At 71.4% G+C, this 22,066-nt stretch carries 19 protein-coding genes and 2 pseudogenes; 10 read left to right on the forward strand and 11 right to left on the reverse strand.

All coding sequences use genetic code 11. The annotated features are described in order from the left end of the window. Positions 1-24: 24 nt before the first annotated feature. A pseudogene (locus tag ACIBM5_RS16075) lies at positions 25-155 on the forward strand (IS5/IS1182 family transposase); the annotation flags it as partial. A 488-nt stretch (positions 156-643) separates the two neighbouring features. Continuing rightward, complete coding sequence (locus tag ACIBM5_RS16080) at positions 644-1,063, forward strand: hypothetical protein (protein ID WP_396007411.1); 420 nt, start codon at positions 644-646, stop codon at positions 1,061-1,063. 509 nt (positions 1,064-1,572) lie between these two features. On the opposite strand, the gene ACIBM5_RS16085 is transcribed toward ACIBM5_RS16080, so the two are convergent. Next, complete coding sequence (locus ACIBM5_RS16085; protein ID WP_396007412.1) at positions 1,573-2,490, reverse strand: DUF6891 domain-containing protein; 918 nt, start codon at positions 2,488-2,490, stop codon at positions 1,573-1,575. 170 nt (positions 2,491-2,660) lie between these two features. After that, positions 2,661-3,650, reverse strand: coding sequence for an NAD(P)H-dependent oxidoreductase (locus ACIBM5_RS16090; protein WP_396007413.1), 990 nt, complete (start codon positions 3,648-3,650; stop codon positions 2,661-2,663). A 169-nt stretch (positions 3,651-3,819) separates the two neighbouring features. Between ACIBM5_RS16090 and sigJ the strand changes: the two genes are divergently transcribed. The 5 genes from sigJ (at position 3,820) to ACIBM5_RS16115 (ending at position 7,538) form a co-directional block, all read left to right on the forward strand. Continuing rightward, complete coding sequence (gene sigJ, locus ACIBM5_RS16095) at positions 3,820-4,767, forward strand: RNA polymerase sigma factor SigJ (protein WP_396007414.1); 948 nt, start codon at positions 3,820-3,822, stop codon at positions 4,765-4,767. 467 nt (positions 4,768-5,234) lie between these two features. After that, the gene (locus ACIBM5_RS16100; RefSeq protein WP_396007415.1) at positions 5,235-5,657 is read left to right on the forward strand and encodes a hypothetical protein; all 423 of its coding nucleotides are present in this window, start codon (positions 5,235-5,237) and stop codon (positions 5,655-5,657) included. Positions 5,658-6,008: 351 nt separating this feature from the next. Further along, entirely contained in the window at positions 6,009-6,290 is a 282-nt protein-coding gene (locus tag ACIBM5_RS16105) for a hypothetical protein (protein WP_396007416.1), read from the forward strand. Positions 6,291-7,053: 763 nt separating this feature from the next. Next, a complete protein-coding gene (locus tag ACIBM5_RS16110; RefSeq protein WP_331768951.1) occupies positions 7,054-7,245 on the forward strand; it encodes a toxin-antitoxin system HicB family antitoxin in 192 nt (63 codons plus the stop codon). Then, positions 7,242-7,538 carry a hypothetical protein gene (locus ACIBM5_RS16115; RefSeq protein WP_396007417.1) on the forward strand — a complete coding sequence of 99 codons (297 nt, stop codon included), beginning with the start codon at positions 7,242-7,244 and terminating at the stop codon, positions 7,536-7,538. The genes ACIBM5_RS16110 and ACIBM5_RS16115 overlap by 4 nt, the downstream gene beginning before the upstream one ends. 94 nt (positions 7,539-7,632) lie before the next feature. Here the strand turns inward: ACIBM5_RS16115 and ACIBM5_RS16120 are convergent, their stop codons facing one another. From ACIBM5_RS16120 to ACIBM5_RS16145, 6 genes and pseudogenes are all read right to left on the reverse strand, one after another. Further along, complete coding sequence (locus tag ACIBM5_RS16120; RefSeq protein WP_396007418.1) at positions 7,633-7,938, reverse strand: alcohol dehydrogenase catalytic domain-containing protein; 306 nt, start codon at positions 7,936-7,938, stop codon at positions 7,633-7,635. Positions 7,939-8,269: 331 nt separating this feature from the next. Next, positions 8,270-9,301 (reverse strand): LacI family DNA-binding transcriptional regulator, encoded by a 1,032-nt coding sequence (locus ACIBM5_RS16125; RefSeq protein ID WP_396007419.1) that lies wholly within the window; start codon positions 9,299-9,301, stop codon positions 8,270-8,272. A 158-nt stretch (positions 9,302-9,459) separates the two neighbouring features. Then, positions 9,460-11,715: an RICIN domain-containing protein gene (locus ACIBM5_RS16130; RefSeq protein WP_396007420.1), complete on the reverse strand. Its 2,256-nt coding sequence runs from the start codon at positions 11,713-11,715 to the stop codon at positions 9,460-9,462. Positions 11,716-12,020: 305 nt separating this feature from the next. Beyond that, positions 12,021-12,523: pseudogene (locus ACIBM5_RS16135) on the reverse strand (hypothetical protein); the annotation flags it as partial. Positions 12,524-12,634: 111 nt separating this feature from the next. Beyond that, positions 12,635-13,582 (reverse strand): hypothetical protein, encoded by a 948-nt coding sequence (locus tag ACIBM5_RS16140; RefSeq protein ID WP_396007421.1) that lies wholly within the window; start codon positions 13,580-13,582, stop codon positions 12,635-12,637. Between the two features lie 269 nt (positions 13,583-13,851). Then, positions 13,852-14,568, reverse strand: coding sequence for a DUF3152 domain-containing protein (locus ACIBM5_RS16145; protein ID WP_396007422.1), 717 nt, complete (start codon positions 14,566-14,568; stop codon positions 13,852-13,854). 295 nt (positions 14,569-14,863) lie between these two features. On the opposite strand from ACIBM5_RS16145, the gene ACIBM5_RS16150 reads away from it, so the two are divergent. Then, positions 14,864-15,724, forward strand: coding sequence for a hypothetical protein (locus tag ACIBM5_RS16150; protein WP_396007423.1), 861 nt, complete (start codon positions 14,864-14,866; stop codon positions 15,722-15,724). A gap of 204 nt (positions 15,725-15,928) precedes the next feature. Here ACIBM5_RS16150 and ACIBM5_RS16155 read toward each other — a convergent pair whose 3' ends face one another. Continuing rightward, positions 15,929-16,153: a hypothetical protein gene (locus tag ACIBM5_RS16155; protein ID WP_396007424.1), complete on the reverse strand. Its 225-nt coding sequence runs from the start codon at positions 16,151-16,153 to the stop codon at positions 15,929-15,931. 436 nt (positions 16,154-16,589) lie between these two features. Here ACIBM5_RS16155 and ACIBM5_RS16160 point away from each other — a divergent pair, with 436 nt between their 5' ends. Further along, on the forward strand, positions 16,590-16,808 hold the full coding sequence (locus ACIBM5_RS16160; RefSeq protein WP_396007425.1) for a hypothetical protein: 219 nt from the start codon (positions 16,590-16,592) through the stop codon (positions 16,806-16,808). 220 nt (positions 16,809-17,028) lie between these two features. On the opposite strand, the gene ACIBM5_RS16165 is transcribed toward ACIBM5_RS16160, so the two are convergent. Together ACIBM5_RS16165 and ACIBM5_RS16170 are read right to left on the reverse strand one after the other, a co-directional pair. After that, entirely contained in the window at positions 17,029-17,538 is a 510-nt protein-coding gene (locus ACIBM5_RS16165) for a GNAT family N-acetyltransferase (protein ID WP_396007426.1), read from the reverse strand. Between the two features lie 611 nt (positions 17,539-18,149). Beyond that, on the reverse strand, positions 18,150-18,914 hold the full coding sequence (locus ACIBM5_RS16170) for a hypothetical protein (protein WP_396007427.1): 765 nt from the start codon (positions 18,912-18,914) through the stop codon (positions 18,150-18,152). A 565-nt stretch (positions 18,915-19,479) separates the two neighbouring features. Between ACIBM5_RS16170 and ACIBM5_RS16175 the strand changes: the two genes are divergently transcribed. Next, a complete protein-coding gene (locus tag ACIBM5_RS16175) occupies positions 19,480-21,975 on the forward strand; it encodes a hypothetical protein (protein WP_396007428.1) in 2,496 nt (831 codons plus the stop codon). The last annotated feature ends 91 nt before the right edge of the window (positions 21,976-22,066 follow it).

A 22,066-nucleotide genomic window follows, 5' to 3' on the forward strand; every position in this document is an offset into this window, starting at 1 on the left:
CCTGATTCCGGATGACCGCTCGGGGCACGACACCGGTTCTCCCGGTGGGAGGCGGACGGGACGTGTCCGTGCTGTTCGAGCACGTGCGGGTGCGTGACGACGCGGTCGGCCGGGTCGACTGGTCGGTGTCGGTGGACTCCACGATCGTCCGCGCCGCCGGGCTCGGTCCGATCGCCGGTATCGCCGCGGGGTGAAAGACGACGAGAGCGGGCGGGTGTCCGCGGCCGATCCGCTGCTCGAGTACACCGACGCGGCGACAGCCGCGCGGGCCCGCTTCCGTCTCGGGCTGTCGACCGTCGCCTCCCACGTCGAAACCGGTGTCCCCAACGCCCCGCTGCTCAGCCTGTGGGAGGCGCAGGGACGGACGGCGCTGCTCGAACCCCCGGCTGCGGTCGCTGCTGCGCAGCACGTCCGCCACGCGGCAGGCCCTGCGGTGGGCCCTCAACGCCCCCGACGGCCCGGCCCGATTGCGCGCCGAAACCCTGCGCCGCGAGCATCCGGACGAGCTCGTCGCCGCCATCCGTGAACGGCCCGCCCGCGCGGCGCGACACGTGCCGGACTCGTTCCGGCCCGCGGCCATGGCGGTCCACGAGCACGACCCGCTGCCCCGCGCGGCGCCGGTGCTCCTCGCCCGGCATCGGTCGTGTCCCGCCGAACTGCTCCGCGGGCCGCGGACGCGGACGCCCGGCCGGCCGTCGAGTTGGCCGCCGGCTTGCGCGAGTACGCGCTCGCGGCACTGGCCGGGCCACTCCCGGCCGCGTCGAGGCAGGCTCGCTTCGGACTCGGCTGGTTCGGCAACGCTCTCGCCGACGAAGTGCTCTCGGTCGGGGAGTTCGTCGAACTCGGCCACCCGGAGGCGCGGTTGCCGGAAGCGCCGGCGGACCTGTCCGGCGTCTTCCCCGACGGCCACGCCGAAGCCTCGGCCATGATCGCCGAGCACGCGCGGGCGACGATCGCCGGCGACCCGCAGGCGTGGGCGGTGGCCGTGATGTTGTTGCCGGAGTTCAGCGGGACGGTGCCGGAACTGCTCGCGACGGCAGCGGCGGTGGCCACGTCCACGTGACCGGCGCTCCCGGAGACACAGTGCCGGGACGACCAGGTGGTCGCAGGCACTGCGCCTCAACGACCTCCGGGACCTCAGACCTCACGCAAGTCCAGGTGTTCCGGAACCCCGTCGGCGTCGCGGAGTTGTGCCGAGGCGCGCTGGTTCCTCCGGTTCGTCACATCGGCACGATTGTTGTGACCGGGGTCGCCGGCGCGCGCGGGTTGTCATTCGACCGGGACACGTTTTTGGGCAGTCCAGGAGGTGGTCGGACCGACCCCGGCCGGTGGCAGCACGTTTGCCCTGTCGGCCGATGGTGACAAGCAGCGCGCCGATCCGATGACGACCAGCGTGCTTCGTCGGTAGGAAATCACAGCTCGGGGTGCGTTGTTCGGGACGACTATCGTGCTTCGGCGCATACGGGTGTCAGGGGGTGTGGCGTTGCCGGCCTGGTTGTGGCGGGCGGGGGCCGGGGCGCGAGGGTTGCAGGAGGGTGTCCAGGCCGCTTGTCGGGGGGCTTGGCGGTGTTGCTATCCGACCAGGCGGCGGCGCCAGTCCAGAGGGGTCACGGTGATCGCCCGACCGGGGTCGTGGTCCCATTCGACGGTCAGGCCGGCCGCTTCGAGCGCGGCCACGACCTCGTGGCCGACGGCTGCGGTGGTCTCGGGCGAACCGTCGAAGCCGCCGTAGAGCAGCGTCAATCCGTGGCCTGCCGCCGCCGAGTCCGTGCACTGGGTGTGGAAGTAGACGTATCCGCGGGCGCCGGGCCTGCTTTCGCCACCGATCTCGGAGTCGCCGCAGGTGCGGCAGCAGGTGAAGTGCTCACGGGCGGTGATGCCGGCATCCCGAAGGACGGCGAACGCGCGGGCAAGCCGTTCGGGGTCGGTCTCGCCCTGCCACTCGGCCTGCTCCGCGACGCGCTCCAGCCACATTCGGTCGGCCAGCGCCGCCCCCTGCTCACGCGACACGGGCCGACGATCCCCCGTGACCAGGTACTCCTCGGCAAGCTCCGCCAGTTGGGCGCGGGAGGCGTATCCGCCGACAAGCACTTCGCGAACCCGCTTCTCCAGCAGTTCGCACTCGCTTTCGTCCAGGTCGAGCGGCGGCACCTCACGTGACGGCCCCATGTCCAACACCGACCAGGCCGGACCGGCGGCCCAGCCGGATTCCTCGCGGGCCCAGCCGGTCATCGCCGCGATCACGGCCTCGGGGTCGGCGACCGTCACCTGGAAGTGTCGGTCGGCGGCGCCGTCGCGGTGCTCCAGCGTGTAGTCCCCGCCGGCCTCGTGCCAGACCTGGGCGAAGACGTCCGGCAGGTCGGGTATCCGCTGGACCACCAGGAATCGATCACCGGCACCGCCGATCCGCCGGACCAACTCGGCCAAGTCCTCGGCGGACACGCGGACGTACCGCCCCCCGCTCTCCGTCCCCACCACGATCTCTAGCATGCGCAGACTCTGACACAACCCCCTGACAACGACGCACCGACCCGGGGGCGAACGGGTCGGTTCGCGGCGCGAGCCTCGACCGGAGCGTGAACCGCCGGTGAGGAAGGGATCGGACGCCGGGCTCACGTCCGACCGCCGGCCGGCCCGGGAGCCGCAGGGGCCCGCAGGCGTCACGGTTCGAGGTCGACGACCCCCCTGCCGCTCGGCATGTCCAGCGGTACGGAGACCTGGTCGTGCGTGATCAGCCAATCGCCGTCGATCTTCCGGAAGCAGAAGGTGACCCGGACCCACATGCCGCCCACCGCCGTTCCGTCGGGCAGTGTGCCGCTGAGGCGACCGAACGCGTGCGTGAACGCCACGTCTTCGCCCACCGTGGGCATCAGGTGGCGCAGTTCGTAGGTCACCTCCCGGAAGAACGTGAACACGTTCGCCCAGTTCTCGAGTTTCGCGTCGATCCCCACGTGCCGGAGCGGCGGATCGATGTCGAAGGAGACGACGTCCGTGGAGTAGTGCCGCCTCAGGCCCTCGAGGTCCTTGGCCCGGATCGCGTCGATGACCTGGCCGATGTGGCGGCGGATCGCGGCTTCGTCCGTTTCGCGCTGTGTGGGCGTGGCCGTCCGTCCTTCCGTGCTGTGGGCGACGACGGCGTCCAGCAGTGTGTCCAGGGCGCTGACGTGGTGGGCGCCCGGGGTGAGTGTCGCGTCGTCCTCGAAGTCGGTGTGCAGGGACAGCGAGACCTGTGGGGTCACGGCAGCCATCCGAAGCAGCTCGCACACTGTCCGCAGCTGCCGGGCCGCGCGGGTGCCGCCCCCACCGCCGTAGGAGACGAACCCGACGGCCTTGTGGGTCCACTCCGCGTACAGGTAGTCGATGGCGTTCTTCAGGACGCCGGGGATGGAGGCGTTGTACTCCGGGGTGACCATGACGAATCCGTCGAAGCGGGCGATGGTGTCCGCCCAGGCCCGGGTGTGCCCGTGCCGATACCGCCCGGCGAGCGCGGGCAGCGGCTCGTCCAGGTGCGGCAGCGGGTGGTCGAGCAGGTCGATCACCTCGAATTCGGCGTCGCCGCGGCGGGCCGCCCGCTCGTGAACCCACCGGGCGACCCGGTCGCCCTTGCGGCCGGGGCGGGTGCTGCCGATGAGTATTCCGATCCTGGTCATCGCCGTCTCCTGAGGTGTCCTACCCGGGCTCTCCGGGCCGGTGGTGTCTTCGAGCGGTATGACGACGCGGCCCCGCGGAACGTCAGGAGGAGTCGCGGACCTGACAATCGGACGTGCTCTCTCGTCGGACCGGTGAGGGACGATCCGAACTTGGGGAGCCGGCGAAACCATGACCGATCACGCGGCATCACGGCACGACGAGTCCGACGCGGGCTTGGGTGCGATCATCGGCGAGCGGCGCCGCCTGATCGGTCTCGCCTACCGGCTCCTCGGTTCCCTGGTCGAGGCCGAGGACGCGGTCCAGGAGACCTACACCCGCTGGTACGCCATGTCCCGCCGGCGGCAGGACGCCATCGACTCGCCCGGCGCCTGGCTGACGACGGTCGCCACCCGTGTGTGCCTGGACCTCCTCGGCTCGGCACGTGTGCGGCGTGAGCGCTACGTGGGCGAATGGGTCCCGGAGCCGCTGCCCGGGCGGACCGAGTGGATCGGCGGGCGCCCGGGTACCGCCGCGACCGACCCCGCGGACCCGGCCGACCGGATCACGCTCGACGAGTCGGTGAGCATGGCGTTTCTCGTCGTCCTCGAAGCCATGACCCCGGCCCAGCGGGTCGCGCTCATCCTGCACGACGTCTTCGGCTTCGCGTTCGCCGAGATCGCCGAGATCACCGGCCGCACCCCGGCGGCGTGCCGCGAACTGGCCTCCTCCGCCCGACGCCGGGTACGAACCTCCCGGCCCGCCGAGGCCCCGGCGGCCCATCAGGCGGGCCTCGTCGCGGACTTCAAGCGAGCGTGGGACGCACAGGACATCAACGCCCTCGTCGGCCTCCTCGCCCCCGGCGCCACCTTCACGGTGGACGGCGGCGGCGTGGTCGCCGCCGCGCTCCACCCGATCGAGGGCGGCGAGGGGATCGCGCGCTACCTCACGGACCTCGCCGTCCGGGCATCCGGCGGCCTGATGGTCCTGGAGCGCACGGTCAACGGCCGGGCCGGTCTGGTGATCGAGCACGAGGGCGTCATCGTGGCGGTGTACGCGTTCGACGTCGCGCACGACCGGATCACGCGCATCTGGGCCGTGCGCAACCCCGACAAACTGCACCCGTGGACGGCGGGCTGACCGCACGATCGGTTCGAAGTCGCGGTCGGTGTGGGAAGTCGCCGCTCCCGGCGTGTCGACGATTGTGCGGAACGCCGTGCCTTCGACGTCGAAGCTCCGGGTGACGTCACGGCTGCACCCGGCCTGCGGCGGCTGCTCGATGGAATGGCACCTGTCGTTGATCGCGGTGGACGACCCGGCACTGCCCGACGACGCCGAAGGTTGCCAAGGCGACCGGGGACAGAGCCCCCACAACGGCTGTGCCATGCCGTGTCGCTGCGCCGTTGGTTGTCGATCCGGGCGAATGGTGGTCAGGTGTGGGACGACGTCCTGGCCGACGACCGAAAGTGGCGAGGGCGGTCGCGTGCGCGAAGCGGCCTTCGGGTCGGGGATAGGAGATTCGGGGCGTGGAGGAAGCATGGGCCGTGCGGGACGGAGTGAAGTGGGATTTCATTCCATTTGTGGGAGTGGGGCCGCTGCGGTTCGGTATGACGTTCGACGAGGTGCGGGCTGCCCTGCTCGACCCCACGTCCTACATCCCGGGGCGATGGATGGAGTTCGACGATCTCGGCGTCTCGCTGTACTTCGGTGAGGGCGCGTCCGGACTGTGCGCCGTCGCCCTGCACGCGGAGCGGGGCCCGCAGGTTCGCATCGGGGATGTCGACCTCGTGGGTGGACGTCCGTCCAAGGTGGCGGAGCAGGTCGTGGACCACGCGGAACACAACGGCATGGACATTCGCTTCACCCTCGAGGGGGGCACGGCGATCGAGGCGTTGGGCCTGGTGATGCGCTCCCAGCGGTCCGTGGACGTGCTGAGGACCCGACCGGTTCTCGTGGCACGGGAATGGGCACCCGGTTCCGCGGACGAGGTCTACGGGAAGATTCCGAAAATGGAATGGGACAGAACGTGACCTGATCGTGGGTGCTTCGGGAGCAGCGTGCGCCGCGCCCCCTTGTGTTCGGTACACGCCGAGTCTTCATTCCCGAAGACTCCCGAACGGGTCCGGTCACTCCGCTTCACGAACTGGCGAAGTCCTTTGCGTGGGGCGGGATTCGCCCTAGGGTTTACCAGAGCACCGCCACCTCTCCGCCGGGCGCGCCCCGCACGTCGCGTGCCTCGGTCCATTCGATCGGTCGCGCCCCAGCAGGACGCCGGCCCCGCCGAATCGTGCTTTGCCGCGCCCGGTGCCCGAGCCCTCGGCCGGACACGTGCGTCACGGGGAAGCCACGGGAAAGTCACGCGGAAAGAGGACGCCTCCGCCATGAGCAACTCCGACCGCTCCGCCGTCCGGGCGGGCGCCTCCGTCGCCGCCTCCCTCTGGGTCGCGGCCGTCGTGGGCGAACTCGTCTACGCTCTGATCCGGGCCGAGGACACCTCCGTATGGGGCCTGTGTAACGTGTACTTCGGCGACGGCAGGACCGATATCGCGATGTCCGTCGACTTGTCCGCAGCCCTGTTGTGGCTCGGAGCGACCATCTTGTTCACCGTCCTCACGGCCATTGCCCGCAGCGGGGGTTCCACCGGTGGGCACGGGGAGTTCTGAGGCACCGCCCGCGCATCGTCCCGGTGCTCGCCCCCCTCGGCCGATCCCGGGTGGGATCGGCTCGGCTCGTGTGCCACTGCGCCCGAGGCCGCCCGGACTGCCGGTACCGACTGCCGGACATCGACGGCCGGTACCGACTGCCGGACACCGACGGCTGCTTGCCCACGAACGGCCCCGCTTTCGCCCCGACCGACCCGTCGCCCAACTCGATCCGGATTCGCCCGAAACGGAAACGAGGCGCGCGCCGGGGCGATGAGCGAGATCGTCCGTATGGCGAGCGGATCAAGGCCACGGGTGCCGACGTCGACGTCGACGTCGACATCGCCGCCCTCGCACGCAGACCGGCATCTCCCGGCAGACCCTCCACGCCCGCCTGCGCGCCCCTGGGCAGCACGTCGCCGCATGACTCGCCCCCGGACACGACCCTCCGATGCCTTGCCGACGGCTCGGCGGCGGCGCTTCTCGCGACGAGTACATGTGGCCTGCGAACGCCGTCGCCTCCGGTCCCGGCCGGCGCGCCGGTGCCGGAGCCCTCGTGCTCGGGCAGCCGGGGCGATGTGGTGGTCCCCGGTGGCGGGGACGTACCGGCGATTGCCATCCGTTCGCCCCGACCGGCGATGGAGCCGGACGCCACAGTGATCGTGACCGGCCGTGCGCGAGGTCGGGACCACGGCCGGGTCGGACCACGGCCGGGCCGACCGGCGTGGAAGCGAACCCCTTGCCACCGGTGACGCCACCGGATCCCGGTTGCTAGGTTGGTGTCATGACGGTGATGACGTTGCGGATTCCCGATGATCTGGACGCCTCGATCCGCGCGGGTGCGGCGGCGGCGGGCCTGTCCCTGAACGCCTACATCGTGCGGGCCGCCCGCCGGCAGGCGGTCCTGGACGCCGCCCGACACCTGGCCGGGCTCGGCCTGGGCGAGGACCTGTGCGGCGAGGGCGACAGCCTGTGAGGCGAGGCGAGATCTGGACCCTCGGCGACAGCCGCAACGTCCTGATCGTCTCGCTCGACGGTCTCGAACAGGCCTACGCGGCACTCCTGGCGATCGTGCTGCACCCCGCGGGGCGCTACCCGGACACCGCGATGTCCGTCGTCGTCGAGGACCCCCTGCCGTGCACGGCCGTGGCGGTCAACCTCCAACAACTGCGCACCACCCGCTTCGACGACGCGAAACTCCTCGGCGCCGTCGACCCCACCGTGATGGAACGCGTCGACCAGGCCCTGCGCGCGGTCCTGGACCTGTAGTCCGGTGGCGTGCCGCCGTCGCCCGTCGCTGCGGCTGGAACACCTCCCGCCGGCGGCAGGCCCGCCGCCGCACTGGTGACGGCCGGCGTGGTGATCACCGACAAACGGACGCGCGCCGGCCGCCCGGCCGCGGGCCGGTCACCCCCTCGCCCACGGCGACGACCTCGCCGGCGGCCTCGAAGCCCGCCGGGTACGGCGCCTGCGGGCCGCCCCGGAACGTACCGTGGGCCTTCGAGACGTCGGCGAAGTCGACCCCGGCGGCGGCGACCCGGAGCAGGACCTCGCCCCGTGCCCGTCCCCGGCCGGGGACGGGCACGGGCGCGTCGGTGATCAGGTGCATGTCCTGCGGACCGTCGAGGGAGGTCTGCCGCAGCGCGCGCATGGTCTCGGGAATGCTCATCGTCGATCAGCCTTTCGTTCCGGGCGTACACGATCGGGGCGGACCTGTCCCGGGCCGCGCCTCCACCATGTAGACCTCGGCCACCGCCGAAAGGAATCGGCCACTCCCGAAGCAGGCGGGACCGACATCCGCCCGTCGGCCCCGACCCGGAGCCCCGCCATCCCCCGGGCGCCCGCCGCATCTCGGTGACCCGTCCGGCCCGCCGCGCGCCCATGCTCGGCCGGTGGGGCGCGGAGGGATTCGGGGGCTACCGCCGGCTCTCTCGGGACAGTGCAACCGGCGTTCGACCACGGGACCGGTCGGGGTGTGGCTTCGATCGGCGAGGCCGCGACTACGCTCCGGGTGCCGGTCCCGTGCTGGCTCGTACCACGAGCGCCGGTTCCACCGTGGCCGGTTGCTCCGGGGCCGACGGGTCGGCGATGTGGCGCAGGAGGTGGCCGACCGCGAGGGCTCCCATCTCCTCGAACGGCTGGGCCACCGTGGTCAGGGACGGCGAGCAGTACTCGGCCAACGGGATGTCGTCCACACCCACCACGGAGATGTCCGCGGGCACGCGCCGGCCGAGTTCGTGCAGGGCGCGGATCACCCCGAAGGCCATCTCGTCGCTGGCCACGAAGACCGCGGTGACGTCGGGGATCTTGCCCAGGATCAGGCCGTTGCGATAGCCGGAGGCGGGCGACCAGTCGCCCTCCAACACCGGCGGTGCCGACCGGCCCTCCTCCTCCAGGGTCGCGAGCCAGCCCCGCGAGCGGCTGGCCGCGTCGAGCCACTCCTGCGGCCCGGAGACGTGCCAGACCGTCTCGTGTCCGAGGTCGAGCAGGTGCCGGGTGGCCAGCCCGGCCACCAACTGCTGGTCCACGGCCACCACTTCGGTCGCCGCAGTACGCGAACCGTCGACGGTGATGGTGGGCACCGCGGAGGTGAGCTGTTCGATGCGTCGGCTGACGTGGATCAGCGGCACGGCGAGGATGACGCCCTCGACGTGTTGTTCGGACAGCCGAACGAGCGCGGCTTCGATCGCGGAGGTGTCCAGCGAGGCGGTGGTGGCGGTACTCACGGTGTAGCCGGCCCGGTCCGCCGCGCGTTCGACGCCGACGGTGAGGGCGGTCCGCGAGTGGAAGCCGGTCTGTAGCGTGACCACGCCGATGGAGCGGCTGCGGCCGGAGGAGAGCACCCTGGCCGCGTTGTTCTTGCGGTAGCCGAGTTGATCCACGGCGACGAGCACTCGCGCGAGGGTCGCGGCCTGGACGTTCGGATGGCCGGCCAGCGCCCGGGAGACGGTCTGCGCGGAGACGCCCGCGACCCTGGCGACATCGGCCATCCCGGGAGGCCGGGCGGTGTGGGATGCGCCGTCGTTCGCCATGGGGCTCCTTCCCCGTCGAGCCGCCTTGATATCGATGCCAGTCGATCACAAACGGGATATCGATACAAGGCGGCCCGACCGACCCCCGGATTGGGATCGATGACATGCGCGGGCGGCGGGGACGGACCTCGCCTGGGTGTTCCGTAGGCCGGATCCGGTCAGGTGATCGTCCACCGCTGGAGCGGCGATTGAACGTCCGGTTGCTGCGTCACCGGGGCGCCGTTCGCGGCGGAGGCGGTGGTGAGCGGTAGTCCGCTGCGCACGGAAGCGACGATGTAGGTGCCGGTGGGTTGCCTGGTGACGGTCCAGTGCTGATTGTCGTGGCCGTTGCAGGTCCATTGGATGATCCTGGCGCCGGCCGTGGTGGAGGCGCCTTCGACGTCGGCGCACAACCCGGATTCGGCGTTGGCCAGTTCGTAGGAGCCGTCGCTCTGCCGGGTGAACCGCCAACTCTGGTTGAGGCCGGCGCCGGCGGTCCAGGTGATGAGTGGGGTGCCCGCGGCGGTGCTGTGGTTCGGGTCGTCGAGTGCCTTGCCACCGGTGGTAAGGGTGTGGATGCCGTCCAGGGAACCGGGCCCGGTGCCGATCGCGGTGATGGTCAGGGTCTGCTCCGCGGCGGTGCGGCCCGCGCCGACGGGGTTGCCGGTGGTGTCGGTCCAGGCCCGGGCCGGGGTCGTCTCGGCGAGTCGGCCGGTCGTGGCGGAGAGGCCGATGACCAGGCCGCTGTAGCGGTTCACCAGCTTGTAGGTGCCCGCGGCCCCACCGTTGCCGGCGGAGGTCGTGGGGATGACGAACCACTGCTGGCCGACGGTCGGCCCGCCGGCGCCGGCCGGCGTGACGGTGGGCGCGGTTCCCCAGGCACGACCCGCAGCCGGCGTGCCGGGTACGCCGAGGAGTCGGCCGGTGGCGGCGTTGGTGATGCGGTAGGAGCCGTCACCGTTGGCCGCGAAGCTCCACGCGTCCAGGTTCGATCCATCGGAGGCGGCGAGTGAGGTGGTGGCGGATCCGACGGATACCTGGGCCAGGACGCGGTTGCCCCCGCTGCCGATGCGGTAGGTCTTCGCGGGGTCGAACGGCGGGACGGTGGGCGCCGAACCGGCGATGGCGAGGTTGACGTACTCGCCGGAGGAGCCGGCGGAGCAGCCGAAGGAGCAGTAGGAGCGGAAGTCCTTGCCGACGATGGCGGAACCGGTCTTGCTCGTGCCGTCGAGGAACCAGCGGTACCACGAGGCCGTGTGGTAGCCGCCGGTGTCGCCGATCAGCGTCCACTTCTGGGTGGCGAGGTTGTCGGTGGCGTAGAACTGCTGGGGCGCGTTTCCGCTTTGGTCGACCGCCTGCGGCTGCCCGATGTACAGCCCCAGGTAGGCGTTGTACGTGATGTCCATGACGAACAGCGGCGAGGTCGGCGGGGCGGTGCCGGCCGCGACCTGCTGGGCCACCGTGCCGGTGTTGGCCGGGTCGTACTCCTTCGACGCGGGCGTGTAGCCCGTGGTGTCGGCGGAGTTCACCGGCACCATGTTGCTCTCCTTGCCGCCCACACCGGGTTGCGACCAGGAGCCGTCGTACCACTTCTGCCAGGAACCGGCCGCCATCTTCCCCGAGATGGGTGCCCGGGCCACGTGGGCGTAGAACGCCTTCCAGCCGCCGTTCTTGTCCACGGCGCGCGAGCCGTAGAAGGCGTAGAAGTAGCCCGAGGCGGTGTCCACGTACAGCCGTTGGTCGCCGTCGCCGTAGTAGTAGGTCTGGTTCGGGAAGGCGGCGGTGTCACCCCGCTTGGTGCTGTAGGGGGACGTGATGGCGTGGTCCTTGATCGTCCACGTCCGGCCTCGGTCCCGGGAGATGGCGTAGTCGATGGAGTCGTAGTGGACGCCGTCGCCGAAGGGTTGCGGACTGAACTCGTTGTGGACCAGCCCGTACCAGTCGCCGGTGTCCGGATCCACCCACATCCCGGTCAGGTCGCAGAAGTTCCGCTGCGAGTAGCCCGAAGTGCCGGGCGCGTAGGTGGACTCCACGCCGGTGGGGCTGTTGTTGCAGAGGGCGGTGGTATCCGGATTCGTGCCCGCGTTGCCGATCGCATCGGAGAAGGCGGCCGAGTCGAAGTCGGTCCCGGTGAAGAAGCTCCACGCACGATCCTGGGTGGCGCCGTAGAGGGAATGGGCCTGCTGGAAGTAGAAGGTGCCGTCCTTGTCGATGTACGGGTTGGCCGGGGTGTCGTCCGGGTGCGTCCACGAGCCTTTGGCGCCTACGGCGACGGAATATGTGGCGGAGGACGGGGCCGCCGTCGGTGAAGACTGGGCGGCCGCCGTCGGCGAGGTCCTGTCCGTTGGCGAAGCCGTCGTCGTCGGCGCGCCGACGCCCACGAGCGCCAGGGCCGTGCCGAGGACCGCCACGATGATTCTTCCGGGAGGTGACATCTCTCTCCGTTCTCCGACGACCTGCCGTGCTACGTGTCGACAGGACATTCTGATATCGATAACAGAGCAGGTTGCTCGGCCGTGACGGCCTGGAAAGGCCGGAACTCCGAGTGGATCGCGAGTATGTCGTGCCGGCGCTCGCGCGCCGATGTCAGGCACTATGGCAGAGGATGTTATCGATGCCAATGCTTGCGAGGGGACTGCTCCCGGCGCCTGCGGGAACGTGCCGGTCGGAAGCCGCCGGGCCGTCGTTCCCACCACCGGAGCGGTCCGGTGCTCGGGATACCGCCTCGGTCGGTTTGCTCGAAGGCCGGGTCGAAGGAGGCGGAGGGCCGTTCGAGGTCGAAGCTCCCGAGATGGGCGAGTGCCTCCGGCGCACGCCGCGGGCGGTCCGCGCCCGCGTCCTCCCACGCGACGGAGACGGGGCCCACGCCGCCGATGGAACCCAGTCCTGGAGGTCGTCCTCGACCATGGCTCGGCGGCGGGCGGGAACATGGCGACCAGATGCCGGAAGGCCGAACCGGTGAAGCCCACGACGGTGTCGACGCCGAAGGCAGCCGGCGCCCGCGCGGTGTCCGCGATCTCGGCCGCGGCACCGCCCCCGCACGCTCACGGGCCGGCCGTCGCCTCGGATGCGCGCGGGCAGGATCGCCCGGTGCCGCCCGTCGATGAGTGCGTCGCATACGGCCCCGGCCGACCAGGGGGTTCGAGATCGCCCGGCGCTGTAGGTCGTACTCGGCGAGCAGCACGCGCCCGGAGGACACGGACGCGGAATCGGTGATGGCCTGTCGCCCTCGAAGTGGTCGCCGACGAGCGTACGCGCCGGGCGTAGCGGAGGTCCGAGGCGGTGGGGCGATCTCCCCGTGCCGACCGCCCGGAACGGGTCGTCGTTCCGGGCGGCGACGGGTGGGGACGGGTGCTATGCCTTCGATCGGGCGGGCTCGGCGCCGGCCGCCTGCTCGATGATCACCGCACCGGGCTTCGACGTGACCGTGCGGGCGTCTCGGCGGCGGGACATCGTGGCGCGGGGGCGTGGGATCGACGCCAGGCCGGAGAGCGCGACAGCTCGCGTGGAGACCTGGAACCCGCCGACGCACAGGACCTGGAGTCGGGCACCCTCTCCCGGCGCGGCGGGAAGCTCCATCGTCGTGGCCGAACGCCCACCCGGTTCCAGGCGGAAGTGCTCCCCGGGCAGCGGCTTCCCGGGGCCGCCGTCCACATCGCCGGGAGCGAGCCGGAAGTACATCGCCGTCGGGGCGACGGCTCGCGGATCGGCGACCGTCGTGATCTCCAGGACGGCGCAGCCGGCGCGGGCGCCCAGGCGGGCGTCGATCTCGGGACCGGGTTCGCCGTAGGGGTGGTGGGCGGTTCTGCCGCACGGCCGGCAGGACACGGTGACCCGGTCCATGACGCCCGGGTAGAGGCTGGTGTACACCACCCGCTCGCCGGCGTTCCCGCAGCGACCGCAGGGTTTGGCGGGGCCCACTCGCACGACCTGGTGGGTCGCGATCAGGGCGTCGCACAGGTGGTCGAACCACCCCGCGTTCTCGACCAGGCGGGCCAACGCGTGCGCCCAGCGCGCCGCGTGGTCGCCCAGCTCCTTCGCGAGCGGGCCGTCCGTCGTCTCCGTGGCGCCGGCACGTACGGCCGAGAGGATCGAGGCCTGCGCCTCGTCGTTGTGCAGGCGCATCGCACGAAGCGGTCTCGCACCGGGATCCGTGGTCCGGTTGCGGAGTTGGGCGTCCAGGTAGTGGTGGATCCGGTCCACCGTCGCGATGTCCTCCAGCCACGACGCGATCCGTGTCGTGGATGCCGTGATCGTGACAGGCTCGCCGTTGAGCCTGTCACCGTGATGAGTGACGGTCACTGTTCCTCCGAGAGTGAGGCGCGGGCCGCTGCCCGGCCGATTGCTCGGAGCCTGTCCACGCTTCGACGACGCTGTCGAAGGACAGGCCCCGAAGCCGGTTCACCGCCGGTGCGGTTCGCCGGTGGGGCTGACCAACCCCGCCGACCATCCTGCGCGAGTGTTCCGCGTTTGCCCAGGGGTCGAGGTCGCGAGACTGCGGGGGTGGGGCCGACAATCCCGGGGCCTGGTCCGTACCGGAACGGCTTCCTCCGGTCGGACGGACCGTTCGACTACGGGCGCGGCCACGGGTTGGGCGTACACGTGGCGCCGCCGGTGACCAGGGTCAGCGTCTGCTGCATCATCACCGGCGCGGGGGCGCCCGCGCGGTCGCACGTCTCGTGCATGTGACCGAGCCGATGGCCGACTTCGTGGTTGATCAGCATGCGTCGGTAGTTCGCCAGGTCTTTGCCGTAGGTGGTGGATCCCGTCGCCCACCGCCACGCGTTGAGCATCACCCGCCGGGTGGAGGCGACGTTGCACGAGACGCGTTGTTCGCCGGTGTCCAGCCCGTCCTTGGCGCACCACGTGTTGACCGTGCCGGTACTGGCGAGGGTGACGACGAAGGAGGATTCCCCCGAACTCACCCGTTCCAGGGCGACGGTTCCGTCACCTCCCCAACTGCGCGTGTCGTTGAGCGTCTCGTGCACGGCGCGCGCGAGGTACTTGGCGTCGATCGACAGGCCCTCCTCGACCTGTATGCGATAGCGCAGTACGCGCGCCCCGCCCCTGGCCGCGTCGTGGCCCGGAACGGTACGGAATCGGCCCGAGAGTGCGAGGTCGGCGGATATGTCCGAACGTGCCGCGAGCCACTCCTCGTACGGGCGGGTATCTGCGACGCCGGAGAAGTACTTCTCGTCCTTCTCGTCGGTGGGTCGGCAGGCGGTCGTGGCCAGGAGCAGGCCGGATGCCATCAGGGCGGCGAGGAGCGACTTGAGGGCCGAGTTCACGATGGGTCGGGCTTCCCGTCTGTGTGGTCTGTCCCGCCCGTCGCGCCGCGTGGGGTGCGTCGCGTCGTCGGACGGCGAGCCGGTGCTCGGGGCCAAGAAAAGCAGTTTCCGCTCATGTGAGCGAATGCGTCACCGGCCACCGGCCACCGGCCACCGGCCACCGGCCACCGGCCGCCGGTCACCGGTCACCGGTCACCGGGAAACGGATCGCGATCGTCGCGGGCTCGCCGGCAGCGGGAGGCGAAACGTCGCCCCGCTGCCCGCTCGGGTGACGGACGGCCCGTAGGGTCGAGGGATGGGCGGAGGGCACGCACACCATGTGATCGTCGATCGGGGCGGCCATCGGGTCTGGTCTCAGGAGCGCGGCGCGTGGCGCTTGTACGCCGACCTTCTGCGCGGTCCGGTGGAGTTCCCGCGTTTCGTCCGGACTCTGCCGGGTGGGACGCCCGACTTCTGGATGAACTCCGTGCGGTGGCAGGGCGTTGTGCTCGTGGACCTGCCTCGGCGCCGTCTGTTCGTGCACAGCACGGCGGAGATCGCGCCGAACTTTGGGGCGCCGTGCGACCTGCCGGAGATCCGCGCCTGGCTGGGCATGCTGCGTCAGGCGTGGTCGGGGTGGGAGGTGGCGTGGATCGCCCGTGGTCTGTACGAGGTCATGGACCGCCTGGGCTTGCCGTACCCCACCGTCGCCTACTTGGACGACCCGCCGCGCGGCCTGGCTCGGCAGTGGGCGCTCGCCCCGACCGAGGACGACGATCCCGGCCGGGTGGGACGGGTCCTGTGCGCGGTACGCAGCCGGGACGGAGCGTTGTCCTTCGCGGGCTCCTGGGCCCGCGACATGGCCGACCACCTGTGTGCGGGGCCGGACGCACACCTTCGATCCCAGCACGACGTCGCGGACTTCACGGTGCTCGAGTCGGTCCCGTGGTCCGGCCTGCACCTCGATGCGCCCAACCGTCGCCTCGACTGGTGGTCACTGGACACACCCCTGGATCCCGCGCGGCTGCCCCAGGCGTGGGAGGGCTGGACCCTGACCGACCACGGCGACGCCTACGAGGACGTCGTCCGGCTCATCGGACCCGAACTGCTGATCGACGCAGGCGACGAACACTCCGCCGCACGACGTCTCACCGAACGCATCACCCTTCGGCGGTGATCCGGTACGGCGGCCGTTCGGGGCCCCGATTCCCGAATGCGAGGGCCTGTCCCGATGCGCCCGCGCGGTCCTACGGTGTGCGGCATGTCTCGGGGGGAGAACGGGCGTCACGGTCGGGTGAGCGGTGATGCGTCCGGCCGGTCGTCGGCGTGTTCCCCCCGGGGCCGTCCCGCGGGGGACACGCCGGCGTTCGGGTGTCGGGGGTCAGTTGTCCAGTCGTGCGCGTAGGAGTGTCTTGGCCTGTTCGGCGCCCTTGCGGCTTTCGCCCTGGGCGCGGCGGAAGAATTCGGCGAGTTCGTTGTCGCCGGCGCGTTCGGCGTCCTGGATGTAGGTCTGCAGGCGGAGAGCGTTGCTCAGGCATGCCTCGGTGAACCAGATGATGTTGTAGTCCTTGTCCTTGGTCCCCGTGATGTCGCCGGTCTCGCTCATCGGTGCCTCCTGTGACGGGTTGTCGGTCGGGTGTCGGGTTCCGCTACCCGGGTCGTGTCGCGCCGAATCGGGTTCCGGCCGGGACGCGGGCCGTGACCGGCGGCGCGGGCGGCCGTTCTCCGGGGGCGGGGCGGGGGTGAAAGTGCACACGCTGCTCCCGGACGTCACGGGCGCGGCCGCGTGCGCGTGGGTCTTCGGTGAGACCGCCGACCGGACCGAGGGCGGGCATGGGCGATGGTGAACAACGCCGGGGTCGTGGTGATCGGCGCCCTTGCGGCGGCTTCGCTCGCGCCGATGCTTCGAGGCCGCACACCGGGACGAACCAGACTTTTGGGCGGGCGCGGTGATGGACGGGTCGATTGTGGTTGTGGCGGGTGGTGTGGCGGGTACCGGCGTGGGGCCTTGCGCCAACCGTTCTTTCAGGAAGAGGGCTTCGATGATCAAGACGCTGCACGACAAGGGTCTGCGTTCCGAACACGCCTATATGGCGGGTTTCGCCTCGATCGGGTTGTCGGTGTTGTCCTGGATGGGGTCGATGAAGGTCGAAACCCATGGTGTCGACCGTGCCGACCGGTGGGGTCTGTTCGTGGGCGAGTGGGCGCCCACCTTCTTTGCGATCGGGCTGGCTCTCAAGCTCGAGGAGAATCGGGACTGAGGACCGGCCGGACGCCCCGCGAGTGGGTGTCGGGCCCTTCCGGCCGGACACCCACCGACGCGGGCGGGGCACGACGGCGGGCCGCCTCGGAACGGGGCTCCCGGTGCGTGCGATCGCACCCCGCGGGCGAGAGTCGCGATCCCGCTGTGGCGCGGGATGGGACGCGTGGGGGCGTGGCGGCGAAGACCGGGTGTCGAGCCCCGGGGCACGACAAGAGGGGTCAGACGCCGAACGCGGCGGGGTACCGGATGGTTCCGGCGGGGACCGTGCGGGTGTTGTCGAGGGCCATGGCCATCATGGCCTCGTCCGGTACCTCGAAGGGTGCGCGGATACCGAAGCGGGAGGCCGGTGTGAAGCCGAACCGCGGGTAGTAGTCGGCGTGTCCCAGGACGAGAACGAGGTTTTCGCCCATGGCCCGGGCGGCGTCGAGTGCGGCGCGGATGGCGGTGGCGCCGGCGCCGGTGCGCTGGGCCGAGGGCAGCACCGCGCAGGGCGCCAGGGCGAGGGCGGGTGCGCCGTCGACGTGGCAGCGGGTGAGCAGCGCGTACCCGGTCGCGGTGCCGTCGGGGGTCGCGGTGACCATGGACAGGCCGTCGATCCACGCCGTCGGGTCGGCGCGCAGGGCGTCGACGATGTCGGCCTCCAGGGCGGTGGGGAAGGCCGCGAGGAGGATGTCGCGGATGGCGGGGATGTCCTCGGTGGTCTCGGGACAGGCGGTCCAGGTGGTCATGGTTCCGTCCTCGGTGGTGTCGGTGGTGTCGGTGGTGTCGGTGGTGTCGGTGGTGTCGGGGCTGTGGTCGTGAGGGCGTGAGGGCGGAGGAGGTGGACGGCGTGGTTGTAGTCGCCGCCGTGTTCGCGCCGCGTGTCGGTCTCTGTCCGGTGTGCGGCCGGGGCCTCCGGGATGCCGGGGTGCTGCGGGTCCGCTCGGTCCATGCGTTGGGTGAGCGGCGTGTGGTACTCGTCCCGCCAGTCGCCTTCCGGCTCCATGCCAGGGCGAGCATACGTTCGGTTCGACCGTGCTTGAGCGGTGCCGCGAGCGACACCGTCACCACGACGGTGTCGACGTTGGCGGCCGGGACCTGGCCGTGCGAGGTACGTGGAGAGGACGAGCGCACCAGGGCGGTGCGACGTTGCAGCGTCGCGTGCAGCGCCGGGGCGCGGCCGCCGGTGGTGGGTGCTGTGGCGCAGCTCGGCAGAGGGGCCGGACGGCCTGACGCCGGGCGGGAGGCCGGCGCCGGCGGAACGCAATTGCCGGCCGTGGCCCCGGAGTTCTTGGGGCGACGTCTTCGATTCGCGGCGCGGACTTGCGTGGCGCCCCGGGGATGCCACAACCGGGGGTGGTCAGGATGCCGCGGCCGCGGGCCAGGCTTTGGGGGAGCGGTAGTGGTTGCTGTGGCCGTCTTCCAGGACGGTGCGCAGAGTTGCGAGGTCGGGGGTGTCCGGCGGCAGGCGGAGTTCGCGCAGGATGGTGAGGGCGGCGTCGATGTCGAGGCTGCCGTAGAGGTCGAGGTAGCTGCCTCGGAGGGCCTTGAACAGCGCGGGGTGCAGCTCCGGGAGTCGGGTCGCGGTTTGGTAGGCCGGGTGTTTGATCGGCCAGGGCACCGGACCGGAGCATTCGAGGACGCGGCGGGTGCGGCGCAACAGCGGCTCGTCGCGGTCGTGTTCGTCCGAGGGGTGGTGCAGTCGGGGAAGGTCGTTGCCCAGGACCTCGGCGAAGGCGTGTTCCACCGTGCTCCTGTCCTCGAACCAGTCCACCCACAGGGAATAGGTGACCGCCTCGTACTCCCGTTCCGCCTCCAGGCGGGCGCGGTATCCGGCCCAGAACACGGCGGCGGGGGTCGGGTCGGTCTCGTGTTGGAGGGCGAACCCCATTTCGCAGGTCACCCAGTAATCGTCCAACAGATCCAGGAAACCGAACGCGAGCCGCAGTCGACCCGCCCCGTCCAGATCCGGATCCGTCATCGCCACGCTCGTCCACTGGTGGGCCAACTCGTTTCCGGTCATCGGCGCACCGGGCGTCTCCGCGTCCAGCCACATGCCGTCCCCGGCGGCCGTGACCCCGGCGGCCGCAAGCCATTTCCGCGCACACTCCGCGTCATCGTCCATCCGCCAAGTCTGCCGCCCCGCCCCCGCGCCACGGATCGGACGGCGGCCGGCGGCGTGGTTCATCCATCGACTCCGCATGATCGCGGACACCATCGAGGCAGCGACGGCACCGACGCCGACAACTCGGGGCTCGGTCGATACTCGCGTTCCACCCACGGATTTCGGTGGCGTTCAGGTTCTGGTGACCGGGACGAGGGTCAGGTACGTGATGCCAAGGATGTTGCGGTAGCCGTCGACCCGGGACGACCGCCGGCGGTCGACTCGTTCGCGCCGGGCAATTACCGCACCCGTGTGGGCCGGTGTCACGATCGCCACGATCGCCCCGTACGGCCGTTCGACCGGCCGTCGGGAGCGTTCGACAGCCGGTCGATAACAAGTCGTATTTGGTCATGATGTAACCAATAGGAAAAACCGGGTCCAGTCCGCACTGTTCGCCGCCCTACCCTGATCCACGGCCCGGCCTGACGGCTCGTCAGGCCGTTCGTCGATCCGAAGTGGAGAACCAGTGCCCAAGAGCCCGCGTCCACCCGCTTCCACCCGTCAACCCACTCCGATCCGCCCGTCCGTGGCGATCCGCCCCTTGCGCGCCGCCACGGCCGTCCTGCTCACCACCGTCCTGCTGATGTTCGGCGTGGGCGCCCCCACTCCGGCCGGCGCCGTCGACACCCCGTCCACGCTGGTGAAGAGCGTTCGGAACGCCACCCACCCGGGGGCCGCGGCCGCCGAGCACGGGGACACCCTCGACTGGACCGTCCGCTACCGCAACGCAACCACCGGCGACACCCCCGCCCCGGCCTCCGTCACCGACCACCTGGCCGGCGCGGGAGGTGCTCAGACCTACGTGCCCGGCTCGCTGCGCGTTCCGCCCGGCTGGGCCGCGAGTTGGTCCACCGACGGCAGCACCTTCACCGGCACCGACCCGGGGGCGGCCACCACCGCGGTCCGCGCCGAGAACCTGCTCGCCCTGGCCGGCGGCACCTCGCTCGCCACCCTGGCCCTCGGCCCGGTGAAGCCGACCCCGCAACCCACCGGCGGCGACGGATTCACGCCCGTGCTGCACCGCACGGCAAGCGGCGAGATCGAGTCCTGGAACATCTACCACCACGCGGCCCCGACCGCCCCGCAGGCCGTGTGCGTCAACCTGACGCTGGGTCAGCCCTGCGCCGGCGGCCCCTGGCCGCGCCCGCTGAACACCACGCCCGGCCCGCTCGGCAGCGGCGCCACCGGCAACATCGGCAGTCCGCTGACTCCGCAGTACGTGCTCGATCCGCTCCACCCGGACCAGTTGCTCTACCCTGCGGTCACCGCGTCCGAAGTCGGCGTCGGCTGCCTGGACCTCGCCGCGCACGCCAACTGCGGCTTCGTCCCGTTGGCCACCATGGGCGGCTCGCCCAGCAGCGCCAACAACCTGGCCGGCCTGGTCCGGGTCGGCGACAGCCTGTACGGCGTCGCCAACACCGGGCAGGTGCTGTGCCTGACCCTGGCCACCCGCACCCCGTGCGCGGGCCAGCCGTACGCGCCGATCGTCGCCGCCAACCACGATCTGCCCAGCACTCCCGCCGCCCTCTACCTCGGCGGCCTGACCACGGTCGGCAGCCGGGTGTTCGCCTCCTCCTCGCCGCAGGGCGGTGGCTCCACCGTCTCGGGTCCGCCCGTGCTCGGCTGCTTCGACACCGCGACCTCCGCCACCTGTGCGGGCTGGACCACCGCGCACACCGCCGGCCCGAACAGCGCCTACTACACCTACGACGTCTTCGCCTCCTACGACACCGCCGGGCACGCCGACGGCGTGTGCACCAGCGCCTCCGGCGGACCCAACGTCCTGACCACCTGTTACGGGCTCGACGGCTCCGCGCACACCGCGCCCGCCACCCTGTCCTCGTTCAACGGCAGCACCCTGACCTTCAGCCCCGAGACCGTCACCACTCCCGCCGGGACCCGCAGCTACTTCCCCGCCTGGGGCGGCGGCCTGGCCGGTGGAACGATCTGCCACGACTGGACGGCCGCCGCACCCTGCGCCGGCTTCCCGCTGCCCGCCACCCACCCCGGCGTCAACGGCGGCGCCACCCGCGACTACGGCTACACCTACGACGCCACCTCCCGCTGCCTGATCGGCCTCGGCGACGCCGGCTACCTGTTCTCCCTCGACCCGACCACCGGCGCCAGCCCCTGTGTGCACAGCGGTGCCGCCGTCACGATCAAGCCCGCCGACTTCTACTGCGACGGCGGCAGCGGCAACATCCAGGGCTACACCCGGGCCCGGCTGACCGGCCTCGACCTCACGCACGTCGACCCGGCCGCGTCGCGCGCGACCGTCACCGACCCCGACGGCACCCCGATCGCCACCCCCGGACTGGCCGCCGACGGCACCGTCGACCTGACCGGCATCGACCCCGTCGCGCACCCCGCGATCACCGTCACCGCCCAACTCGTCCTCACCACGGCGGGCGACTTCGGCTCCGACAACCATCCCGCGCTGGTCGTCGAGTACCGGGGCGACCCGCCGCAGATCTGCTTCCGCACCACCGTCACCGCCGACTGCGCGACCACCTCGATCGGCAACACCGCGACCGGCACCGACTCGACCGGCGCGTTCACCTCCAACACGGTCACCACCGCCGTCGCGCCCGGCGCGGGCTGCCAACCCAAGGTCAGCGTGGAGAAGGAGATCTGCGGCTCCGCCGACTCGCACGACTGCGCACCCGGCGGACCCGGGCCCTGGGCGAAGACCAGTCCCGTCGGCCTGCTCGGCCTACTCGGCACCGCGCACTGGCGGATCACCGTCAGCAACGCGGGTCCGGTGGACGCCGCCTCCGTCACCGTCAACGACGCCACCACACCCGCGTGCCGGCAAGCCGCCGGCACCTTCACCCTCGCCGCCGGGAGCAGCCGTCGGGTCTACTGCGACTCCCTGCTGCTGGCGCTGCCGCTGAAGAACACCGCGTCCGCGAGCTTCGTCGCCGCGAACTCGCCCGCCGGCACCCCTCGCACCACCACCGCGCCGTCCTCGGCGGTGGCCTGTTCGCTGCTGTGCATCCTGGCGGTGCCCGGCAAGGACTGATCCGCCTCCGCGTGCCCTCGACCCCTCCCCGCCGCGGCCGTCCGTCGGGCGGAGAGGGGTCGTCGGGGCCGCACGCACTCGGCGAAGCGCA

The sequence above is a fragment of the Embleya sp. NPDC050493 genome (assembly GCF_044458105.1).
Lineage (GTDB): Bacteria > Actinomycetota > Actinomycetes > Streptomycetales > Streptomycetaceae > Embleya.